Source organism: Amycolatopsis sp. NPDC000009 (assembly GCF_055563465.1).
This window is the reverse complement of record NZ_JBVHDI010000004.1, coordinates 452635-469745: the sequence shown is the minus strand read 5'-3', so window position 1 is coordinate 469745 and position 17111 is coordinate 452635. Positions and strand designations below refer to the sequence as shown.

Sequence of the window (17111 nt, the reverse complement as noted above, 5' to 3'; positions counted from 1 at the left end):
CTACTCCGGGTAGCAGACGTACGTCGGCGCGCCCCGGCTGGTGGTGAGCTCACAGGACGCGGAAATCGTCTGCGAGTCCTTCCAGACGATGAGCCCGATCATCGCCACCACGACGATCGCGATCCCGCCGAGCTGCCACTTCAGCCGGTTCTTGTCCGGGGCGTACAGCAGCGCGAAGGTGACCAGCAGACCGGCGACGAAACCACCGGCGTGCCCGAGGATGGAGATACCGGGCACCTGGAACGTGATGAAGACGTTCAGGCCGAGGATCACCAGCAGCCAGGTCGGATTGAGCCTGAGCTTGATGACGATGACCGTGTACGCGCCGATGAGCCCGAAGATGGCCCCGGACGCGCCGACCACCGGGACGGCGTCGAGCCCGCTGAACACGAGGTTCGCGGCCGAACCGCCGAGCATCGAGACGAAGTAGAGCACCGTGAACGGGACCCGGCCGAGCGCGGTCTCCAGCGGGCGGCCGACGAACCACAGCGAGAACGCGTTGCTCGCGATGTGCAGCAGGCCGAACTGGAGGAAGCCCGAGGTGAAGACCCGCCACCATTCGCCGGCGGCCAGCGTCGCCGGATTCCACAGCTGGCCGAGCTGGAAGAGCTCCGAGAAGTTGTTGTTCGTGACACTGCCGGCCTGCGCGACGGTGACGAAGAAGATGATGACGTTGAGCGCCAGGAGGACAGGCGTCACGACAGCCGTCTGAATGGGCTGGGCGCCCGCGAGCGTGCGCGCGCCGTAGCCCGCGTCGCGGTACTGCTTCTGCTGGACGCGGTCCTGCTGCCGTCCTGCCTGGATGCAGTCGGTGCAGTGGAAGCCGACGGCGGCTTCGCGCAGGCAATCCGGGCAGGCCGGACGACCGCAGCGTGAACAGCTCAGCCCGGTCTGACGGTTCGGGTGCCACCAGCAGCCGGGCATGGCGGCCTGCTGGTACTGGGGATTCGGTGGTTGGCTCACGATGCCACCAACCTACCGAAATCCCCAGTGACAGGCTCTGCGATCAGCCCTCGCGGCTGATGCTGACCTTCTCGATGACGATGTCCTGCAGCGGACGGTCGGCCGGACCGGTCGCCGTGCGGCCGATCGCGTCGACGACGTCGCGGGAAGCCTGGTCCGCGACCTCGCCGAAGATGGTGTGCTTGAAGTTCAGGTGCGTCGTCGGCGCGACGGTGATGAAGAACTGCGAGCCGTTGGTGCCGGGTCCGGCGTTGGCCATGGCCAGCAGGTACGGCTTGGAGAACTGGAGCTCCGGGTGGAACTCGTCGCCGAACTTGTAGCCGGGGCCGCCGCGGCCGGTGCCGGTCGGGTCGCCGCCCTGCAGCATGAACCCGTCGATGACACGGTGGAAGATCGACCCGTCGTAGAACGGGCCCGAGTTCGTGCCCTGAGCGTTGGGCTGGGTGTACTCCTTGCTGCCCTCGGCGAGCCCGACGAAGTTCGCGACCGTCTTCGGCGCGTGGTCGGGGAACAGGTTCAGGTTGATGTCACCCTGGTTGGTGTGCAGAGTGGCCTTCAGCGCGCCACCAATGAGGGATCCCTTGCTTTCAGTCACGAGCTTCATCGTGCCATCTGCGGCAAGATCTGGGGAAAAGGGGCACGATAGGTTACAAGCAACGAAGCAGAATCAAAACGATTGATGAGGTGAAGGCCATGACCCGGGCCGCAGATTCGGTGAGCGAGTCGGCGAAGGCCGGCGCGCTCGGCCTGCGCAAACGTGCCGTCGAGGCGGGTAAGGAAGCCACCGCCCACGCCGTAGAGGTAGCCGAGCAGAAGCTCTCCGAGAGCGCCGGTGAGATCGCTAAGACCAGCCGTCGCGCGCGCAAGAAGCTCGCGAAGAAGACGGAACTGACCCGCAAGGAGCTCAAGCGCAGCTCCAAGGCGGCTCGCAAGGAGGCACTGGCCAGGATTTCCGAGATGCGGAAGCCGGGCCGCAAGGCCCGCAAGGCCGCCATCCAGGCCGCGAAGTCCGCCGGTGAGTCCAAGCGCCGGGGCAAGAAGGACTTCAAGGCAGCGAAGAAGGACTTCAAGGCCGCGCTCGTCGAGGCGAAGTCCGCCGCCAAGGGGACGCGCAAGCGTCGCCGCTGGCCGTGGGTGATCGGTATCGCCGTCGTCGGTGCCGGTGCCGCCTACGCGCTGCGTTCCAAGCAGGAGCCGCCGGTCGCGCCCGCGCCGCCGAAGGCTCCGCCCGCTCCTCCGGCCAAGCCCGCCGCTCCGGCCGCGGCCGCTCCGAAACCCGCTCCGGCGAAGCCTGCCGCTCCCGCGAAGCCCGCCGCTTCCGGTCCGGCTCCGGCCAAGCCCGCGGCGCCGAAGAACGGGCACCAGGCTTCGAACGCCGGCTCCGCCGACAAGAAGAACTGACGCTTCACCCTTTCTGCTGACGCGAAGGGTCGCCCAGGACCACAGTCGGGTCCTGGGCGGCCCTTTCACGTTCTGGTGACCAGTTCGTAGCCCGCTTCTTCGACGGCGGCGCGGACGTCGGCGATGTCGAGGTCGTGGTCGCTGGTCACGGTGACCGTGCCGTTGTCGACGTCCACCGCGACGGCGGTGACCCCCGCGATGGTCTCGATCTCCTCGGCGACGAAACCCGCGCAGTGCCCGCAGGCCATGCCGCGCACGGTGTAGGTGCGCGCGCTCATGTCGCCGGCACGGTGCGGGTGAGCGTATGTCCCCGGCGCATCCGCCCGTCGGCGGTGAACTCCCCGAAGAAGTAGACCTCCATCGTGAGGTCCTTGCCGCGATTCGTCACGTACAGGGTGCTCCGCGCGGCGATCCGATCCCCGTCCGCCACCGCGTCATGGACTTCCATCCGGCCGGTGGGCCGGTTCTTGCGGACCGGACGGGTGTGCGCGATGAGCTTCTCCCGGTCCATCCGGTGCCCGTCGGCGATCTGCACGATGTCCGGCGTGTGATAGCGGTCGACGATCACGCCCGCGTCTTCGTCGCTGTTCACCAGTTCGTCGTGGAAGGACGCGTGGAAATCCGCGATGAACTTCTTCGGATCGGTGCCATCGAAGGGCGTCATGGTGCTCCCCAAGCCGCATGCTTTATCTCTTACACGATGTAAGATATCTGCGAGCACCTACTTTGACAAGCTGTAAGAATTACGAAGGGGCGCCGTCGCCCCCGACGTGATGTCGAGAGCGGACGGCGCCCCTTCGGGTGTTCGAGCTCAGCGCGCGGCTGAACGGGTCACGCGTTCGCGGCGTGCTTGTCGATCAGCTGGCCGAGGCGGGGAAGGGCCTCCTCGACGTTCTTCTTGCCGTTCGGGCGCAGCTTCGAGTAGACCTTCTTGATGCTGTCGCGGCTGCTCTTCTCGGCGCGCGAGTCGGTGACCGACAGGAGCGCGTCCGAGGCCTCGTCGCTGCGGCCGACCAGGTAGGCACCGAAGTCGTTGCCGCCCTTGGCCTTGTAGTCGCCGTAGAAGGGCTCGAGGGCACCGGTGAAGTCGTCGAGCAGGGTGTCGACGGCGGCGGGGATGATGCCCGGCTTGATCTTCTTGACGGCGGCGAAGCCGGTCTTCACGACGGCACCCGAAACGCCGCCCTTGTCCGAGACCTCGGCGTCGACGAGACCTTCGAAGTCGCTCACGACCGCCGGGCGACGGGTGGAGTCGAGCAAGATTTCCTTGAGGGTGTCAGCCACGAAACCTGTCCTTTTGTCTTATGGGGAGAAATGATCTTTTGTGCCGCCGAGCCACACCGCAAGGCGGCCTCCGCCGGATCTGGCGCCCGCGCTGGTCCCGCGAAACCTCGCGCGTGCGGCACAGGGTAGTACAAGATCAACTTCACTCTGACGTGTGGATACCACTACCTAGAGCTTCAGCTCACCGATAGCCTCCTTCGCCACCGTACGTGCCTTGATGCTCTGCTTCTGGTTGGTGGTCACGACTACCGCGTGCCCACCCTTCGCGACCGCGTAGACGGCGCCTTCCCCGGAAGGCTGGTAGCCGCCCTTCCAGCCCGCCGGCTCGTCGGCCGGGTTCGAGGTGTCGATGGGCGCGGCCTGGTCCACCAACGCCTTGGCCACGGCGGGTTCCCCGACGTACACGCGCACGGTGAGCTGCAGTTTCCCGCTCAGCGCGTAGAAGAAACACGTCGGATGCGGCTGATCGGCCGAGGTCTTGACCTTGGAGACCTTCTGCCCGTTGGCATCCGAGACGAACTCGTTGCCGAGGTACGGGCACGGGCCCTTACCGGTGGGTTCCGGTGCGGGCGGGATGCTGGGCGCCGCGGTACTCGACGGCGCGGGCGAACTCGCCGCGGGCGGCGGCTGTTCCGTCGGCCCGCAGGCCGCCAGCAGCGGCACGACGAGCGGCAAGATCAGAAGACGTCGCATAGTGGCGTCCAGTGAAGCAGATCGCCGTTTTCGTGCGACGATGGCGCTGCGCGAGGAGTCTTCGGGAGGGTCAGTGCTCAGCAAGGAGCAGTACCTGGGTGCGGTGGCAGAGCGTATCCAGCGCAGCGGGGGCAGGCTGAACACCGTCCAGATCGGCCCGAGCGCGGCCGTCGTGGGCCTGTTCACCGAGTCCGTGATGATGTCGACGATGAACTACTGCGTGGTCGCCGCGGCGATCCCGGAGATCACCGCGCCCGCGTTGTACGACTTCACCAGGCTGGCGACGCAGCACGCGCGCGCGAACGTGATGGGCACGGTCGGCTGGACGGCCGCTTCGGTGGTCATCGCCGGGCTGATCGGCGACCGGGTGTACCCGGACGCCGCGCAGGCCGCGTCGGCGAAGTCCGGCAACCAGTTCGGCGGCGAGACGCGCATGGTGGCCGTCGACGTTTCGGCGGCGCAGATGTACGCGTTCGTCGGCGGGAAGCTGTGGGGCGCGGCGGTACAGGGTTCGGTCAACGCGAAGCTGACGTTCTGTTTCCCGCAGCCCGCCGAGGTCTATCAGCAGGTGCAGTGGGCGCAGTCGCAGGGCCAGCAGCCGCCTATGCCGCCGGGGCCGCCTCAACCGCCGCCCGGGCAGCAGCCGCCTCCCGGCTGGCAGCCGCAGCAGCAGCCGCCGCAGTACCCGGTCGGGCCGCCGCCCGCGCAGGGTCCGCCGCCGGGTCAGCATCCGCCGCACTATCCGCCGCCCGCGCCCGGCTATCCGCCGCAGCGCCCTCCGGGGTACTGATGAACCGCACGTTGCGCGGCTGGCCGTCGTTCCCCGAAGAGCTTCCGGAGTTCGACACCGAGGCCGCACCGGCGAGCCCCCGCGAGCTTTTCCTGGAATGGCTCGAAGAAGCGGGTGAACACGTCCTGGCGCCGCACGCCGTCACTCTGTCCACAGTGGACTCCGATGGGGTGCCTGACGCGCGGGTCGTGATCCTCAAGGACGTCGACGGGGACACCTGGGCGGTCGCGACGAGTTCCGAAAGCCCGAAAGGTGTTCAGCTGGCGAAGAATCCGTTCGCCGCGCTGACCTTCTTCTGGCCGGGACGAGGCCGTCAGGTGCGCCTGCGCGGCCCGGTCTCGGCCGCCGACCCCGAAGTGTCCGCCGCCGATTTCACCGCCCGGCCACCGGCGTCGCGGGTGGAGGCGTTCATCGGCAGGCAGTCGCAGGTGCTCGGAGATCCGGCCGATCTCGACCGTGCGGCCGGGGAAGCCGAGCGCTGGGTCGCCGAGAATCCCGGCGTGGCGCCGGAAACCTGGACCCGCTACCTGGTGACGCCGTCCGAAGTGGAGTTCTGGCAGGCGAGCCACGACCGGCGGCACAAGCGGCTGCGCTACCGGCGCGAGAACGGAAGCTGGCTCAGAGAACGCCTCTGGCCATAAACGGTAACTGGGAACGACGATCGTCGGGTTGTCGTGGATGATTCACGTCGGCGACGGTGAACGCCACCTTGTCCCCAGATCGTTCGGAGGCGAAATGTCCACACGCCGTCGCATCGGGGGCGCCTTGGCCGCCACAGGGCTCGCCCTGCTGGCCGTCACGACGCCCGTCGCGAGCGCCCAGACCGGCGACCCGGCGAGAGGGCTGTACTCGGTGGAGGGCGCCTCCACCCCGGACAAACGCACCGAGGTCGCCCGTACCGGCGTCGACGTCGCGGGCTCGCGCGGCGGCGCGCTGACCGTCGTCGCCACGCCGGGACAGGCCGCGGCCCTCCGCGCGAACGGCTTCGGCCTCAAGCCGCTCGGAGACTTCGACAGCATGCTGAAACAGCGGAGCGGCCGGGCGGGCACCGCGGCGGTCGCCGGCGACTTCCCACCGGGCGACGAGGCTTACCACACCTACGCCGAAACGACCGCCGAGCTGCAGAAGGCCGCGAAGGACCACGGCGACATCGCGACGCTGTCCAGCATCGGCAAGTCCCACGAGGGCCGTGAGCTGAACCTGCTGAAGATCAGCGACAACGCGGGCACGGACGAGAACGAGCCCGAGGTCCTGTTCACCTGCAACCAGCACGCCCGCGAACACCTCACCACCGAGATGTGCCTGCGGATCGTGCAGCGGTTCACCAGCGGTTACGCGACCGACGCGGCCATCAAGAAGATGGTCGACGAGCACGAGATCTACGTGATCCCGAACGTCAACCCGGACGGCTCCGAGTACGACATCACCGGCGGCGAGTACCAGGGCTGGCGCAAGACGCGGAAGCCCGTGCCGGGCAGCAGCGCGATCGGCACCGACCCGAACCGCAACTGGGACTACAAGTGGAACTGTTGCGGCGGGTCGAGCAACAGCCCGTCCGCCGAGGACTACCACGGCCCGTCGGCGTTCTCCGAGCCCGAGACCAAGGCGGTCGCGGACTTCGTCGACTCCCGGGTGGTCGGTGGCGCGCAGCAGATCAAGACGCACATCGACTTCCACACCTTCTCGGAACTGGTGCTCTGGCCGTACGGCTACACGAAGGCCGACACCGACACCGGCCTGAGCGAAGAGGAAGCGAAACGCTTCGCCGACGTCGGCAAGCAGATGGCCGCCACCAACGGCTACACGCCGGAGCAGTCCAGCGATCTGTACGTCACCGACGGCGACGTCAACGACTGGGCGTGGGGCAAGCACAAGATCCTCAGCTACACCTTCGAGATGTATCCGAAGGACGGCGGGATCGACGGCTTCTACCCGCCCGCTTCGGTGATCCCGGAGCAGACCGCCCGCAACGACAAGGCGGTCGACATCCTGATCAACGAGGCGAAAGCCTGAGATCGGCCACTCGCGACGCCCGGCTCTTCGGCGAATCCAAGCTGAAGCTCCGGGCGTCGCCCAGTTGGTCACGGACGAATTCCCCGGTCCGCGCGATCGTCTCGCGCAGCGCGGCGTCCTCGTCGCCGAAGAACTTGTGGACGATCTTGCCCGTCTCCGTGTCGAACTCCCACAGGCCGGCGATGCGGCCCCGGTCGACGATGACGTGGCTCGGCGGATCCGCCTGCCCGCCCAGCGTCTCCCCCGCGCGGCCTCCGGGGACCGGCCGTTCGACGTCGGCGTCGGCGAGCAGCCGGGGCAGCTCGCGATGCAGGAGGTGGATGCCGTCGATTCCGGCGAGCAGCGCGTACGACGGCTCGGACGGCACGGTGAACGCGGCGAACTCGTCGGCGATCTCCTTGGGCATCAAGAGATCGGTACCGTCGAGCGGCACGAGGTCCAGCTGTTCCGCGATCTTCTTCGCGCTTGCCGCGGTGAACCCGGAGAACCAGCGGAAATGCTTCAGCGACGCCGGGGCGGCCCACGAGAAGTACCGCCGGGCGAGTTCGGTCCGCGCGGTGTCCATATCGGACAGTCCGCCGCGCGGGGACGGCGTCCAGCGGACGTAGGCGTAGCGCTGCTGGTCCAGCCGCCCGTCGACGGGGACCCGGCGGATGTCGCCGCGGGCCTGGAGCAGGCCGAGTGCGAGCGGCAAAGTCGTGGTGGTGCCGCGTTTACGGCCCGCCTCCCCGAGATTGCGGACCGCCGATCCGGTGGCTTCCTTGATCGCGGCCGGGGTGAGCGGTTCGCCGGATCCGTCGAGCAGATCGGCGACGGTGACGCACAACTGCTCGATCTCGGCCTGCGTGACACCGAGGTATTTCTCCGCGGCCGCGAGTTCACCGGCAGGCGCCGCGGCGCCGACGGTCAGGCCGAGCTCGAAATCCGCCGACGGCAGGACGTAGGTGCAGCCGCGCGCCGAAGGCAGTTCGTGGATGGCGAGCCGCGCGACGTCCGCGTCGACCGTCTCGCGATCGAGGCGGGCTCTGGCGAACAGCCCGAGATAGGGTGCCGATCCGCCGACAGACCGCATCCAGCCGGTCCGCTCCAGCACGGCGGCCGCCGTCGATCCGTGCAGCGTTCCGTCGAGCCCTTGCCGATGTGCCCACCACGCGCGCAGCTTGTCGGTCGCCATGACTCCACGGTAGGCGGCGCCTCGCGGCCTGGCACGATGACCGGATGCTGGTCGAACTGGCCATCGGCGACGCGTATGGCGGCTCCTTCGAGCACGCCTACCCGAGCTTCGTCGCCGAACACAACAAGCTGACCGGGTACGTGCCGTATCACGGGCAGCCCGGCGCCCCGGCCGGTCGCTACACCGACGACACGCAGATGACGATCGCGATCGCCGAAGTGCTCGTGTCGGGACGCCGATGGACGCCGTCGCTGCTCGCCGAGCAGTTCGTGCGGGCGTACCACCGCGACCCGCACGACGGCTACGCGCCGCGTTTCCATCAGCTGCTCAGCGAGGTCCGGGACGGCGAAGAACTGCTACGGCGGCTGCACCCGCAGAGCGACAAGAGCGGTGCCGCCATGCGCGCTGGGCCGATCGGGCTCCTGCCGACCGTCGACGACGTCCTCTACCACGCGAAACTGCAGGCCAGGATCACCCACGACACCCCGGCCGGGATCGCCGCGGCGCAGGCCGCCGCGCTGGCCGTGTACTACTGCCACCATCGGGTGGGTCCGCTCGCCGAGGTCGCGAGGTGGGTCGACGGCGTCCTTCCGGAGGACGTCGGGCACGGCGGCTGGGCGCTGCCGTGGTCGGGCAAGGTCGGGCCGCAGGGCTGGATGAGCGTGCGCGCCGCGTTGACGGTGTTGACCGGCGGCGGAGGTCTCGCCCGGATGCTCCACTCCGCCGTCGCGCTCACCGGCGACGTCGACACCGTCGCGACGATCGCGCTCGCCGCCGCTTCCCGCTCGCCCGAGGTGGCGCAGGATCTGCCGCCGGTGCTGTGGCGCGACCTGGAGAACGGCGAGTTCGGCCGCGACTATCTGGCCGGACTCGACGAGCGGCTGCTGCACATCTGACGTAGGCGGGGCTCCACGGAACGCGGACGCGCAAGACTGCCGGTTTCGGCAGACTGAGCGGGTGAAGTGGCTGATCAGGAGTGGAGCCGTCGTGGCTTGGCTCGCGGTGAGCGCGCTGCTCGTCGTGGGCACGGCGAACCTGGAGCCCGATCTCGGGGAACGCCCTGTCGACGCGTTCGGCTTCGCCGTCGTCGCGGTCGCTTGTCTCGCGCTCGCCGCCGCCTGGCGGCTCCCGGTGGCGGCGGCCGGGACGGAAGCGTTTGCGCTCTTGCTCTACCTGGGGCTCGGCTATCCCGACGGTCCGGTGTTGTTCGCCGGTCTCGTGCCGCTGTTCGCGCTCGGAACGCTGCGTCCGCGGCGGCTCGCGTACGCCGTCGCGGGCGGTATGGCGGTGATAGTCGTCGGCGCGAACCTGGCCACCGGTGGAGCGGGCGTCCTCGATCTGGTCTTCGTCGGATGGGCGGGCTTCGCGGTCTTCGCGGCCGACGCGCTTCGAGCGCGGCGTGAGCGGGCCGCGGCCGCCGAGCAGGCGGAACGCGATCGCGTCCTCGGCGAGCGGCTGCGTATCGCCCAGGATCTGCACGACAGCGTCGGCCACGCGATGGCGGTCATCAACGTCCAGTCGGGAATGGCCGAGCACGTGATCGACGATCACCCGGAAGTGGCGAAGGAAGCGCTCGGTGTCGTCCGAACGGTCAGCGGGACGATCCTGGACGAGCTGAACGCGATGGTGCGACTGCTGCGCGACGACTCCGCCCCGCTCCGGCCGACGCCGGGTGTCGCGGACATTCCCGCGCTGGTCGCGTCGGCGAATCAGGCGGGCCTGGCGGTCACGCTGGACCTCGACGCTCCCGGAATCGGGCAGCCGGTCGGCGGCGCGGTGTACCGGATCGTCCAGGAATCCCTCACGAACGCCGCGAAACACGAGGCATCGGCGGCCGGGGTGACGGTGCGAGCCGACGAGAGCGGTCTGCGGCTTGACGTGGTCAACGAGGTCCGTGCGCCCGGTCCGGACGTTCCCGGCGCCGGGATCACGGGAATGGGTGAACGTGCCAGGGCGACCGGCGGCACACTGAGCGCGGGCCGTGAGGACGGGAGGTTCCGGGTGAGCGCGCGATGGCCGTGATCAGGGTGGTGCTCGCCGACGATCAGCTGCTGGTGCGGTCCGGGTTCGCGGCGCTGCTCCGGGTGGAAACTGGGATCACCGTGGTGGGGGAAGCGGACGACGGCGAGTCGGCGGTCGCCGTCGTCGCGGAAACCGTGCCCGACGTCGTGCTGATGGACATCCGGATGCCGGGCACGGACGGGCTGGAAGCCACCCGCCGGATCATGGCGGACGACCGGCTCGCCGGTGTCCGCGTCCTCATGCTGACGACTTTCGACCTCGACGAATACGTCTTCGAAGCGCTGCGCGCCGGAGCGAGCGGCTTCCTGCTCAAACACACCAGGCCCGCCGATCTGATCCAGGCGGTCCGCGTCGTGGCGGCGGGAGACGCGCTCCTCTCCCCGAGCGTGACCAGGCGCCTGATCGCCGAATTCACCGCTCGGCCGTCACCTTCGCTGCCCCGCGCGGACGGTTCGGCGTTCACCGAACGAGAGCACGAAGTCGTCCTTCGCGTCGCGCGGGGGATGTCGAACGAGGAGATCGCGCGGGAGTTCGTGATCAGCGCGGCGACCGTGCGGACCCACGTCAGCCGGGCGATGACCAAGGTCCACGCCCGCGACCGGGCCCAGCTCGTGGTGTTCGCCTACCAGAGCGGGATGGTGCGCGTCTGACGTAGCCGTCGATCCCCACACCGGCACGACGACGCGACCCTTGCCCGCGAGCGACGCTTTCGCCATGAAATTCATCGCGAAGGCCGCTCTGCTCACCACACTCCTTTCCCTGACCGGGATCACGACGGCGACCGCCGCCGAAAGACCGGCCCGCTGCGCCGAACACCGTTTCGCGGTCCAGGTGAACGGCGAACGCCAGACGGTCGCGGGCGAACTCTGCGTCCGGGGGAGGCTCACCCCGCGCACGCCGGTCCAGATCCTGTTGCACGGCGGGACCTACGACCGCGCGTACTGGGACTGGCCGTATCAGCCGCGTCGATACTCCTATGTGGACAGTGCGACCCGCGCGGGCTACGCGACGCTCAACCTCGACCGGCTCGGGTACGGCCGCAGCAGCCGCCCGGATCCGGAGACGCTCGACTTCGAGGCCGGCGGCGAGGCCGTGCACCAGGTCGTCCGGCAGCTGCGCCCGCGGTTCCGCACCATCGTCCTCAATGGACACTCAATGGGCGGGCTCGTCGCGGAACGGGCCGCGGGACGGGGCGGCGTCGACGCCGTGATCGTCAGCGGTATCCCCCGGGACCGGCCCGGCGCACGGACCGAGGCCGCGTCGCCCTTCCACCCGGCCGAACTGGACCCGAAGTTCGCCGGAAAGCCCTGGGCACGCGGCTATTTCACGACAGTCCCCGGCACTCGCGCGCGGACCTTCCACCACCCCGGCACGTACGACCCTGCGATCATTCCGGTCGAAGAAGCCCTCAAGGACACACTGGCGTCGGCGGAACTCCGCTCGGTGGGACCCGGCGCGGCGAACCGGTCGGCGCCGACGGTCCCGACGGCGTACGTCCTCGGCGAACACGACACCCTGGTCTGCGGGAGCGGCGACTGCGGCGCCGACGAGATCGTGCGGGGCAGCGGCCACTCGATCAACACCAGCCTCGCCGCGCCGGCCTTCTACCGGTGGACCTTCACCTGGCTGGCTCGAAAGTTAGGGTAACCTAACTTAGACTGGTCGCATGGATTCCTTGACGCCGGTTCGCGAGGCCGCCGACCATTTCGGGCTGGCGATCTCGACCCTGCACTACTGGGAACGCCGCGGGCTCATCACGGCCTTCCGCCGCTCGGGCAAGCGGTACTACGACGACGACCAGCTGTACCGCATCGCGCTGATCAGGCACTGGCGGCAGATCGGCGGGCTGGGCCTGGCCAGGATCACCGAACTGCTCGCCGAACAGCACCGCTGGCGGGAAGTGGTGACGGGACAGCTCGCCGAAATCGAACGGGAGCGTGCGCGGCTCGACACCGCGCACGACTACCTGGTCGAACTCCTCACCTGCCGCCGCGAAGGAAACCTCGAGGACTGTCCCTGGTTCCGTGACCGGGTCGACCTGCCTGCCGAAGCGGCGGCATCGTCACCGCCGCGACCACCGCGGCGGCCGTGAGGCAGACGGCGGAAGCGAGGAAAGCGGCGGTGTAGCCGTGCACCAGCGCCTCCCCTCTCGGCAGGCCGGCCGGTGAACCCGCGGTCACGGCCGCCGCGAGCGCCGTCGACGCGGCGAGGCCGAGCGCGCCGCTGGTCTGCCGGACGGTGTTCAGCAGACCGGCGGCCAGTCCGTTCTGGCGTTCCGGCACCCCGGTGGTGGCGGCCATGGTGATCGGGGTGAAGGCCGCGGCCGTCCCGAAGCCGAAGACCATTCCCGGTACCAGCACGGAAACGACGTACGAAGCGTGCGCACCGGCCAGCACCGCGACCCCGGCGAAACCCGCGGCACCGATCGCGCAGTACAGGGCCGCCGCACGCCGGGGCCCGATCCGCACCGACAACCCGCTCGCGCTCCGGGCACCGGCGAACATCGCCACTCCCACCGGCAGATAGGCGAGTCCGGCCCGCAGCGGCGAGTACCCGTGGACATCCTGCAGGTACAGCGAAAGCAGGATCGGGCTGGCGAGGAAACCCAGTCCCAGCAAGAAGATCACCACGTTGCCGCTGCTGACCGAGCGCAGCCGGAAGATCCCGAGCGCGACGAGCGGTTCGTCCGCCCACCTGTGCTGGTGCACCAGGAACACACCGAGCAGGACGAGCCCGCCGATCAGCGGGAGCAGCACGGACGCGCTTCCCCAGCCGTCGGCCGGAGAACGCATCACCGCGTAGACCACGCCGACGAGTCCCGCCGCCGACAGCACCGCGCCGAGCACGTCCAGCCTGCCGCGAGGCCGGCTTCGCTCCCGGAGCGGCAGCACCGCTCCGGCGACGAGAACGGCCACCACACCGATCGGGACGCTGACGAAGAACACCCATCGCCAGCCCGCCCACTGGGTCAGCAGGCCGCCGATCACCGGACCCGCCGCCGCACCGGCCGCACCCACCGCGCTCCAGGTGCCCAAGGCCCGCGCGCGACGGGCGGGTTCGGTGAAGGTCGTGGTCAGCAAGGACAACGTCACCGGCATCAGCAGCGCGCCGCCGAACCCTTGCACCGTGCGGGCCACGAGCAGGGTTTCCGGTGAAGCGGCCAGCCCGGCGGCGAGCCGCGCGACGGTGAACAGGCTCATCCCGGCCACGAAGATCCGCCGGACGCCGAATTCGTCGCACAATCGGCCGCCCAGCAACAGGAAACCCGCGAAGGCGAGCGTGTACGCGTTCACCACCCAGGTCAGCGCGCCGTCGGAGAAGCCGAGGCCGAACCGGATCGCGGGCAGGGCGACGGAAACGATCGTCGCGTCGAGGATGACCACGAACGATCCCGCGCAGGCCAGCGCGAGCACGATGCCTTCACGTTTCATACCGTCACCCTCCGCCTCCGGCGGCGGATGATCTTCCGCCGCCGGGCCAGCGTGCACGCTGAAGCGCGCTTGAGGGCAAGCCGTATTACCAGGAAGGCCGGTACCGCAGGCCTTGCTCGTAGTACTGATCGTCGGATTCGGCCGGTTCGGGCTGATCGTCCCCGGCTGGTCCGGCCGGTTCCTCCGAACGGTCTTTGAGCACCACGTTCTCGGCGCCCGCCACCGGCCGACGCGGCGCCGGTGGCGTGACGGTCTCCCCGGCCTCCTGGAACGAAGGGGTGAACCCGAGCCGCCAGCGGAGCCTGTCGGTGATGTAGCCGGCGTTGCCGATCGGCGCCATCAGTTCCGCACTGCGTTTCGCGGATCCCTGCTGCGCTTCCTGATAGGTCCGCATGACGGTGTCCGCGATCTCGGCGGGCGACATCCGCGAAACGGCTTCGCTCACCCGGAGCCGCGTCATCACGCCGTCGGTGTTGACCGAAACGGAAACGGCACCGTCCGGCGAGGACGCGTCCACCGAAAGGGCGGCCAGCGCCTCGAGCATCGCTTGCCGGTCGTTACCCGGTTTCTTGGGTGCCGGTTTGTCGGCCACGCTCACTCCTCGATGGGTGCCAGCTCCCGCGGCGGTTCCTGGAACTTGCCGTCGTTCGAGATGTCGATGTTCCGGTCCCGGACCCGCTGTTCCGTTCCCTTGTCGGTGTTCTCCGTTTCGAAGTTGCCGGGGTCGAACGTCTCACCGGGGCTGACGTCCGGCGGTTCGGGAATGATCGGCAGGTTGTTGATCTCGGTGTTGATCTTCGAGATCAGCGACTCCGACGCGCGGAACATGCTTTCCCTGATGTTGACCACGCTGTCGTGGAAGCTGTTGTAGATCATTTCGGGGCTGTCCCCGACGATGTCGGCCTGCACGGTGGCCGCCGTGGCGAGCCCTGCCCCGGCCGCGGCACCGGCGACCTGCACTCCGTTCGCGGTGGTGAAGAACGCCGCCGCGGTGAGGCCACCGGCCGGCGGCACGGCAGCCACGAGGAGAGCGGTGACAGCGGCGGCGAAGGTCGCGGCCAGCGCCTTCGACAGGGCGGATTCGTCTTGTCGTTCCTTGTCGTCCTGATACTTTTCCGCGGCGGTCAGGAAAGAAGCGGCGAGATTGCTCAGGTCGGCCCGCGCGGTCGCGATGGCGTCCCGCGCGGCCACGATGTCGGCTTCCAGCACGGTGAGTTTGGTGCCCACGCGGGAATAGGTGTTCGCGAGCCCCTGGATGTAGCTCTTGGCGCTCTCGGCCCCTTCACCGCGCCACCAGCGAAGCAATGTCAGAGAACGGTCGAGCGGCGCTTTCGTGTCCTGGAAAGCGTTCCAGAGACCTTCGTAGGCCTCGATCATGGTCTGCAGGCTGTTCTCGCCGACGAGTTCCGCCTCGGAGAACTCGAGGAAGACGTCGCGGATCTGTTCCTTCAGACCACCGCTCATGTCCACGTCGGTACCGAAGAACGGCGGGTAGAGGAAGTCCACCGCCAGGAAGGCCTTCTCGGCCCCCGCGGTGAGGTCGTGGGAGATCCCCTCGAGGAGTTTGCTGTTGTCGCCGAATCCGGCGGTGGTTTCCGCGTCCAGCGCGTTGAAGTACCCGTCCACGCCGCTACCCCTGGTTCCCGTATGCCGCGCGGTTCATTCGCTGCTTGTTGTCCTCGTCCACGGATTCGTACAATTCGGCGACCCGCTCCAAGGCCCGGGACGCGTCCTGCGTGCTGCGGTGCAGCTTCGCGAGCATCTTCTCGACGGCCTGGCGGTGTTCCTCGTAGGCCGCCGAAACCCCGCGCATGCCCAGGGTTTTCCCGAACGCGGTGTCCGGCGCGAAAAGGCCGGGGAGAAGGCTTCCCGTGACCTGGTCGGGAGCGGGCACGTCCTGCCCTCGCACACCGGTATGGGCGGTACTGACGATGTCCGCGGCATTCTGCAGTTCCTTGCTCGACAACCTGAGATCGTCGAGGTCGGTTTCGAAACTGACCATGTTCACCTCGCTGTCCGGATTCACCCCCATGTAAGCAGCGTTGACTTGGCTGGGAGCGAGACTTTGTCATCCGCGTACGGTGACGAACGTCACCACTCAGACGCAGACCCAGCAGTACAGGCGGTCGCCCCTGGTCGTGGCGGTGCGGGCGAGTCCGGCGAGGTCGGTCAGCACGGCGGCCAAGTCGGCGGGGCCGGCCTGGCCGCCGAACTCCTCGGTCCGGGACCAAGGCTCGGCCACCTCACGCAGGCGAGCCTCGTCGGCGTCGGACAGCGCGACGGACAGCTCCCCGGTCAACGCGACGACCAGACGCGCGCCTTCGTCGGCCATGGCGACCGGGGCGATGTCGCGTTCGATGATGGTCTCGTAATCGACACCGGTGAGCAGGGACTCCAGCGTGCCCAATTGCACGAACGGGTCCACCCCGTTGAGCGCGACGGTGGGAAAGGGCACCTCGTCCGGGCCGCCGACAAGGTCGATCGTGGTGGCCGCGGCGTCGTTGTCCGGCGCGGCGAAGTAGTCGAAGAGAACACCCATGCGCGCATTCTGCCCGGAAACGAAAAAGCCACCCGGTGTGCGGGTGGCCTTCGTGGAGTGGAGCTGAGGGGAATCGAACCCCTGACCCCCGCCTTGCAAAGGCGGTGCTCTACCAATTGAGCTACAGCCCCGGGTCGCAGGCGATCATGATAACCGCCCGCGCCGAAATCAGTTGTTGCGGGACGCGTCCGCGGCCTTGGCCGGGGCGCTTCCGTTGGTGGAAGCGGATCCCAGAGGACGCTCGGTGGGAGCGGTGGCCTCACGCCAGAGGTCGGCCTCGGCCTTGGCGGCCTTGTTGCGCTTGATCACGAACAGCACGCCGCCCGCGATGACCGCGAGCGCCAACAGCTTCTTCATCAGAAGCCCCCTCTTTCCGCCGAGTTGCTCCGCTTCCCCACCGATGCTACTGCACCACGTTCCACGTGGAACCGAAGACCCTGCCGGGAAGAGAAGACCGGCAGGGCCCACCGGTCTCAACACGGGCACGCCCCGGAACACTCCCGTGGCAGGCATGACCTCGGCCACCCTCGACGGCAGGATGTGCTCATGCGAGATGTGAAGGCCTGAGCGAGCGCGAGTACTTCGCCTCCGTCGCCGAACGACCACGCTTGCTCCCTCACCGAGGGAGGGGCCGACGCAGGCAGCGAAAAAGCCGACCCGCGAGAATCGCGAACCGGCTTTCGGAGTGGGCCCACCAGGACTTGAACCTGGGACCTCTTCGTTATCAGCGAAGCGCTCTAACCGCCTGAGCTATGGGCCCGAACGAGGAGAAGATTACAGGACGCCTTCCGGCGCCCTGCA

General features: G+C 68.6%; 22 protein-coding genes and 2 tRNA genes. 9 read left to right on the top strand and 15 right to left on the bottom strand.

What is annotated here, in order from left to right:
- Both ACZ3HL_RS15735 and ACZ3HL_RS15730 read right to left on the bottom strand, forming a co-directional pair.
- The gene (locus ACZ3HL_RS15735) at nt 1-963 is read right to left on the bottom strand and encodes a rhomboid family intramembrane serine protease (protein ID WP_465531551.1); all 963 of its coding nucleotides are present in this window, start codon (nt 961-963) and stop codon (nt 1-3) included.
- A 43-nt stretch (nt 964-1006) separates the two neighbouring features.
- Complete coding sequence (locus ACZ3HL_RS15730) at nt 1007-1567, bottom strand: peptidylprolyl isomerase (RefSeq protein ID WP_034321953.1); 561 nt, start codon at nt 1565-1567, stop codon at nt 1007-1009.
- Nucleotides 1568-1656: 89 nt separating this feature from the next.
- On the opposite strand from ACZ3HL_RS15730, the gene ACZ3HL_RS15725 reads away from it, so the two are divergent.
- Nucleotides 1657-2364, top strand: coding sequence for a hypothetical protein (locus ACZ3HL_RS15725; protein ID WP_465414354.1), 708 nt, complete (start codon nt 1657-1659; stop codon nt 2362-2364).
- 65 nt (nt 2365-2429) lie between these two features.
- Here ACZ3HL_RS15725 and ACZ3HL_RS15720 read toward each other — a convergent pair whose 3' ends face one another.
- The 4 genes from ACZ3HL_RS15720 to ACZ3HL_RS15705 form a co-directional block, all read right to left on the bottom strand.
- Nucleotides 2430-2642: a heavy-metal-associated domain-containing protein gene (locus ACZ3HL_RS15720; RefSeq protein ID WP_465531549.1), complete on the bottom strand. Its 213-nt coding sequence runs from the start codon at nt 2640-2642 to the stop codon at nt 2430-2432.
- A complete protein-coding gene (locus ACZ3HL_RS15715; RefSeq protein ID WP_465414350.1) occupies nt 2639-3028 on the bottom strand; it encodes a nuclear transport factor 2 family protein in 390 nt (129 codons plus the stop codon). The genes ACZ3HL_RS15720 and ACZ3HL_RS15715 overlap by 4 nt, the downstream gene beginning before the upstream one ends.
- Before the next feature lie 167 nt (nt 3029-3195).
- Nucleotides 3196-3648: a DUF6918 family protein gene (locus ACZ3HL_RS15710; protein ID WP_465414348.1), complete on the bottom strand. Its 453-nt coding sequence runs from the start codon at nt 3646-3648 to the stop codon at nt 3196-3198.
- Nucleotides 3649-3816: 168 nt separating this feature from the next.
- Nucleotides 3817-4341: a DUF2020 domain-containing protein gene (locus ACZ3HL_RS15705; protein WP_465414346.1), complete on the bottom strand. Its 525-nt coding sequence runs from the start codon at nt 4339-4341 to the stop codon at nt 3817-3819.
- 73 nt (nt 4342-4414) lie between these two features.
- On the opposite strand from ACZ3HL_RS15705, the gene ACZ3HL_RS15700 reads away from it, so the two are divergent.
- The 3 genes from ACZ3HL_RS15700 to ACZ3HL_RS15690 all read left to right on the top strand — a co-directional run bounded on the left by ACZ3HL_RS15700 (nt 4415) and on the right by ACZ3HL_RS15690 (nt 7144).
- A complete protein-coding gene (locus ACZ3HL_RS15700; RefSeq protein WP_465531547.1) occupies nt 4415-5131 on the top strand; it encodes a hypothetical protein in 717 nt (238 codons plus the stop codon).
- Nucleotides 5131-5772: a pyridoxine/pyridoxamine 5'-phosphate oxidase gene (locus ACZ3HL_RS15695; RefSeq protein WP_465531545.1), complete on the top strand. Its 642-nt coding sequence runs from the start codon at nt 5131-5133 to the stop codon at nt 5770-5772. Before ACZ3HL_RS15700 ends, ACZ3HL_RS15695 begins: the two co-directional genes overlap by 1 nt.
- 94 nt (nt 5773-5866) lie before the next feature.
- Complete coding sequence (locus ACZ3HL_RS15690) at nt 5867-7144, top strand: M14 family metallopeptidase (RefSeq protein ID WP_465531543.1); 1278 nt, start codon at nt 5867-5869, stop codon at nt 7142-7144.
- Here ACZ3HL_RS15690 and ACZ3HL_RS15685 read toward each other — a convergent pair.
- Nucleotides 7125-8318, bottom strand: a complete 1194-nt coding sequence (locus ACZ3HL_RS15685; protein WP_465531541.1) for a DNA glycosylase AlkZ-like family protein — start codon at nt 8316-8318, stop codon at nt 7125-7127. The two genes, ACZ3HL_RS15690 and ACZ3HL_RS15685, sit on opposite strands and share 20 nt — an antisense overlap.
- A gap of 44 nt (nt 8319-8362) precedes the next feature.
- Here ACZ3HL_RS15685 and ACZ3HL_RS15680 point away from each other — a divergent pair, with 44 nt between their 5' ends.
- The 5 genes from ACZ3HL_RS15680 to ACZ3HL_RS15660 all read left to right on the top strand — a co-directional run bounded on the left by ACZ3HL_RS15680 (nt 8363) and on the right by ACZ3HL_RS15660 (nt 12432).
- Nucleotides 8363-9214 (top strand): ADP-ribosylglycohydrolase family protein, encoded by an 852-nt coding sequence (locus tag ACZ3HL_RS15680; protein WP_465531539.1) that lies wholly within the window; start codon nt 8363-8365, stop codon nt 9212-9214.
- Nucleotides 9215-9275: 61 nt separating this feature from the next.
- A complete protein-coding gene (locus ACZ3HL_RS15675; RefSeq protein WP_465531537.1) occupies nt 9276-10340 on the top strand; it encodes a sensor histidine kinase in 1065 nt (354 codons plus the stop codon).
- Nucleotides 10331-10990 carry a response regulator gene (locus ACZ3HL_RS15670; RefSeq protein WP_465414332.1) on the top strand — a complete coding sequence of 220 codons (660 nt, stop codon included), beginning with the start codon at nt 10331-10333 and terminating at the stop codon, nt 10988-10990. The genes ACZ3HL_RS15675 and ACZ3HL_RS15670 overlap by 10 nt, the downstream gene beginning before the upstream one ends.
- A 64-nt stretch (nt 10991-11054) precedes the next feature.
- On the top strand, nt 11055-11987 hold the full coding sequence (locus tag ACZ3HL_RS15665; protein ID WP_465531535.1) for an alpha/beta fold hydrolase: 933 nt from the start codon (nt 11055-11057) through the stop codon (nt 11985-11987).
- Nucleotides 11988-12006: 19 nt separating this feature from the next.
- Complete coding sequence (locus ACZ3HL_RS15660) at nt 12007-12432, top strand: helix-turn-helix domain-containing protein (protein ID WP_465414328.1); 426 nt, start codon at nt 12007-12009, stop codon at nt 12430-12432.
- Here the strand turns inward: ACZ3HL_RS15660 and ACZ3HL_RS15655 are convergent.
- The 8 genes from ACZ3HL_RS15655 to ACZ3HL_RS15620 form a co-directional block, all read right to left on the bottom strand.
- Nucleotides 12320-13771, bottom strand: coding sequence for a DHA2 family efflux MFS transporter permease subunit (locus tag ACZ3HL_RS15655; protein WP_465531533.1), 1452 nt, complete (start codon nt 13769-13771; stop codon nt 12320-12322). The two genes, ACZ3HL_RS15660 and ACZ3HL_RS15655, sit on opposite strands and share 113 nt — an antisense overlap.
- Before the next feature lie 85 nt (nt 13772-13856).
- The gene (locus ACZ3HL_RS15650; protein ID WP_465414324.1) at nt 13857-14363 is read right to left on the bottom strand and encodes a YbaB/EbfC family nucleoid-associated protein; all 507 of its coding nucleotides are present in this window, start codon (nt 14361-14363) and stop codon (nt 13857-13859) included.
- 2 nt (nt 14364-14365) lie between these two features.
- On the bottom strand, nt 14366-15397 hold the full coding sequence (locus ACZ3HL_RS15645) for a hypothetical protein (RefSeq protein WP_465414322.1): 1032 nt from the start codon (nt 15395-15397) through the stop codon (nt 14366-14368).
- 4 nt (nt 15398-15401) lie between these two features.
- Nucleotides 15402-15803 carry a hypothetical protein gene (locus ACZ3HL_RS15640; RefSeq protein ID WP_465414319.1) on the bottom strand — a complete coding sequence of 134 codons (402 nt, stop codon included), beginning with the start codon at nt 15801-15803 and terminating at the stop codon, nt 15402-15404.
- Between the two features lie 66 nt (nt 15804-15869).
- Entirely contained in the window at nt 15870-16310 is a 441-nt protein-coding gene (locus ACZ3HL_RS15635) for a hypothetical protein (RefSeq protein WP_465531531.1), read from the bottom strand.
- 58 nt (nt 16311-16368) lie between these two features.
- Nucleotides 16369-16441: transfer RNA gene (locus ACZ3HL_RS15630), tRNA-Ala, on the bottom strand.
- A gap of 37 nt (nt 16442-16478) precedes the next feature.
- Nucleotides 16479-16667: a DLW-39 family protein gene (locus ACZ3HL_RS15625; RefSeq protein ID WP_034321928.1), complete on the bottom strand. Its 189-nt coding sequence runs from the start codon at nt 16665-16667 to the stop codon at nt 16479-16481.
- Between the two features lie 329 nt (nt 16668-16996).
- Nucleotides 16997-17070: transfer RNA gene (locus ACZ3HL_RS15620), tRNA-Ile, on the bottom strand.
- Nucleotides 17071-17111: the final 41 nt, after the last annotated feature.

Excerpts from the sequence above, each read along its gene's own strand:
- ACZ3HL_RS15680 (WP_465531539.1), top strand. The coding sequence starts at position 8,363 with ATGCTGGTCGAACTGGCCATCGGCGACGCGTATGGCGGCTCCTTCGAG.
- ACZ3HL_RS15690 (WP_465531543.1), top strand. The coding sequence starts at position 5,867 with ATGTCCACACGCCGTCGCATCGGGGGCGCCTTGGCCGCCACAGGGCTC.
- ACZ3HL_RS15640 (WP_465414319.1), bottom strand. The coding sequence starts at position 15,803 with ATGGGGGTGAATCCGGACAGCGAGGTGAACATGGTCAGTTTCGAAACC.
- ACZ3HL_RS15670 (WP_465414332.1), top strand. The coding sequence starts at position 10,331 with ATGGCCGTGATCAGGGTGGTGCTCGCCGACGATCAGCTGCTGGTGCGG.
- ACZ3HL_RS15705 (WP_465414346.1), bottom strand. The coding sequence starts at position 4,341 with ATGCGACGTCTTCTGATCTTGCCGCTCGTCGTGCCGCTGCTGGCGGCC.
- ACZ3HL_RS15655 (WP_465531533.1), bottom strand. The coding sequence starts at position 13,771 with ATGAAACGTGAAGGCATCGTGCTCGCGCTGGCCTGCGCGGGATCGTTC.
- ACZ3HL_RS15660 (WP_465414328.1), top strand. The coding sequence starts at position 12,007 with ATGGATTCCTTGACGCCGGTTCGCGAGGCCGCCGACCATTTCGGGCTG.
- ACZ3HL_RS15725 (WP_465414354.1), top strand. The coding sequence starts at position 1,657 with ATGACCCGGGCCGCAGATTCGGTGAGCGAGTCGGCGAAGGCCGGCGCG.
- ACZ3HL_RS15730 (WP_034321953.1), bottom strand. The coding sequence starts at position 1,567 with ATGAAGCTCGTGACTGAAAGCAAGGGATCCCTCATTGGTGGCGCGCTG.
- ACZ3HL_RS15665 (WP_465531535.1), top strand. The coding sequence starts at position 11,055 with ATGAAATTCATCGCGAAGGCCGCTCTGCTCACCACACTCCTTTCCCTG.
- ACZ3HL_RS15635 (WP_465531531.1), bottom strand. The coding sequence starts at position 16,310 with ATGGGTGTTCTCTTCGACTACTTCGCCGCGCCGGACAACGACGCCGCG.
- ACZ3HL_RS15695 (WP_465531545.1), top strand. The coding sequence starts at position 5,131 with ATGAACCGCACGTTGCGCGGCTGGCCGTCGTTCCCCGAAGAGCTTCCG.
- ACZ3HL_RS15625 (WP_034321928.1), bottom strand. The coding sequence starts at position 16,667 with ATGAAGAAGCTGTTGGCGCTCGCGGTCATCGCGGGCGGCGTGCTGTTC.
- ACZ3HL_RS15720 (WP_465531549.1), bottom strand. The coding sequence starts at position 2,642 with ATGAGCGCGCGCACCTACACCGTGCGCGGCATGGCCTGCGGGCACTGC.
- ACZ3HL_RS15715 (WP_465414350.1), bottom strand. The coding sequence starts at position 3,028 with ATGACGCCCTTCGATGGCACCGATCCGAAGAAGTTCATCGCGGATTTC.
- ACZ3HL_RS15685 (WP_465531541.1), bottom strand. The coding sequence starts at position 8,318 with ATGGCGACCGACAAGCTGCGCGCGTGGTGGGCACATCGGCAAGGGCTC.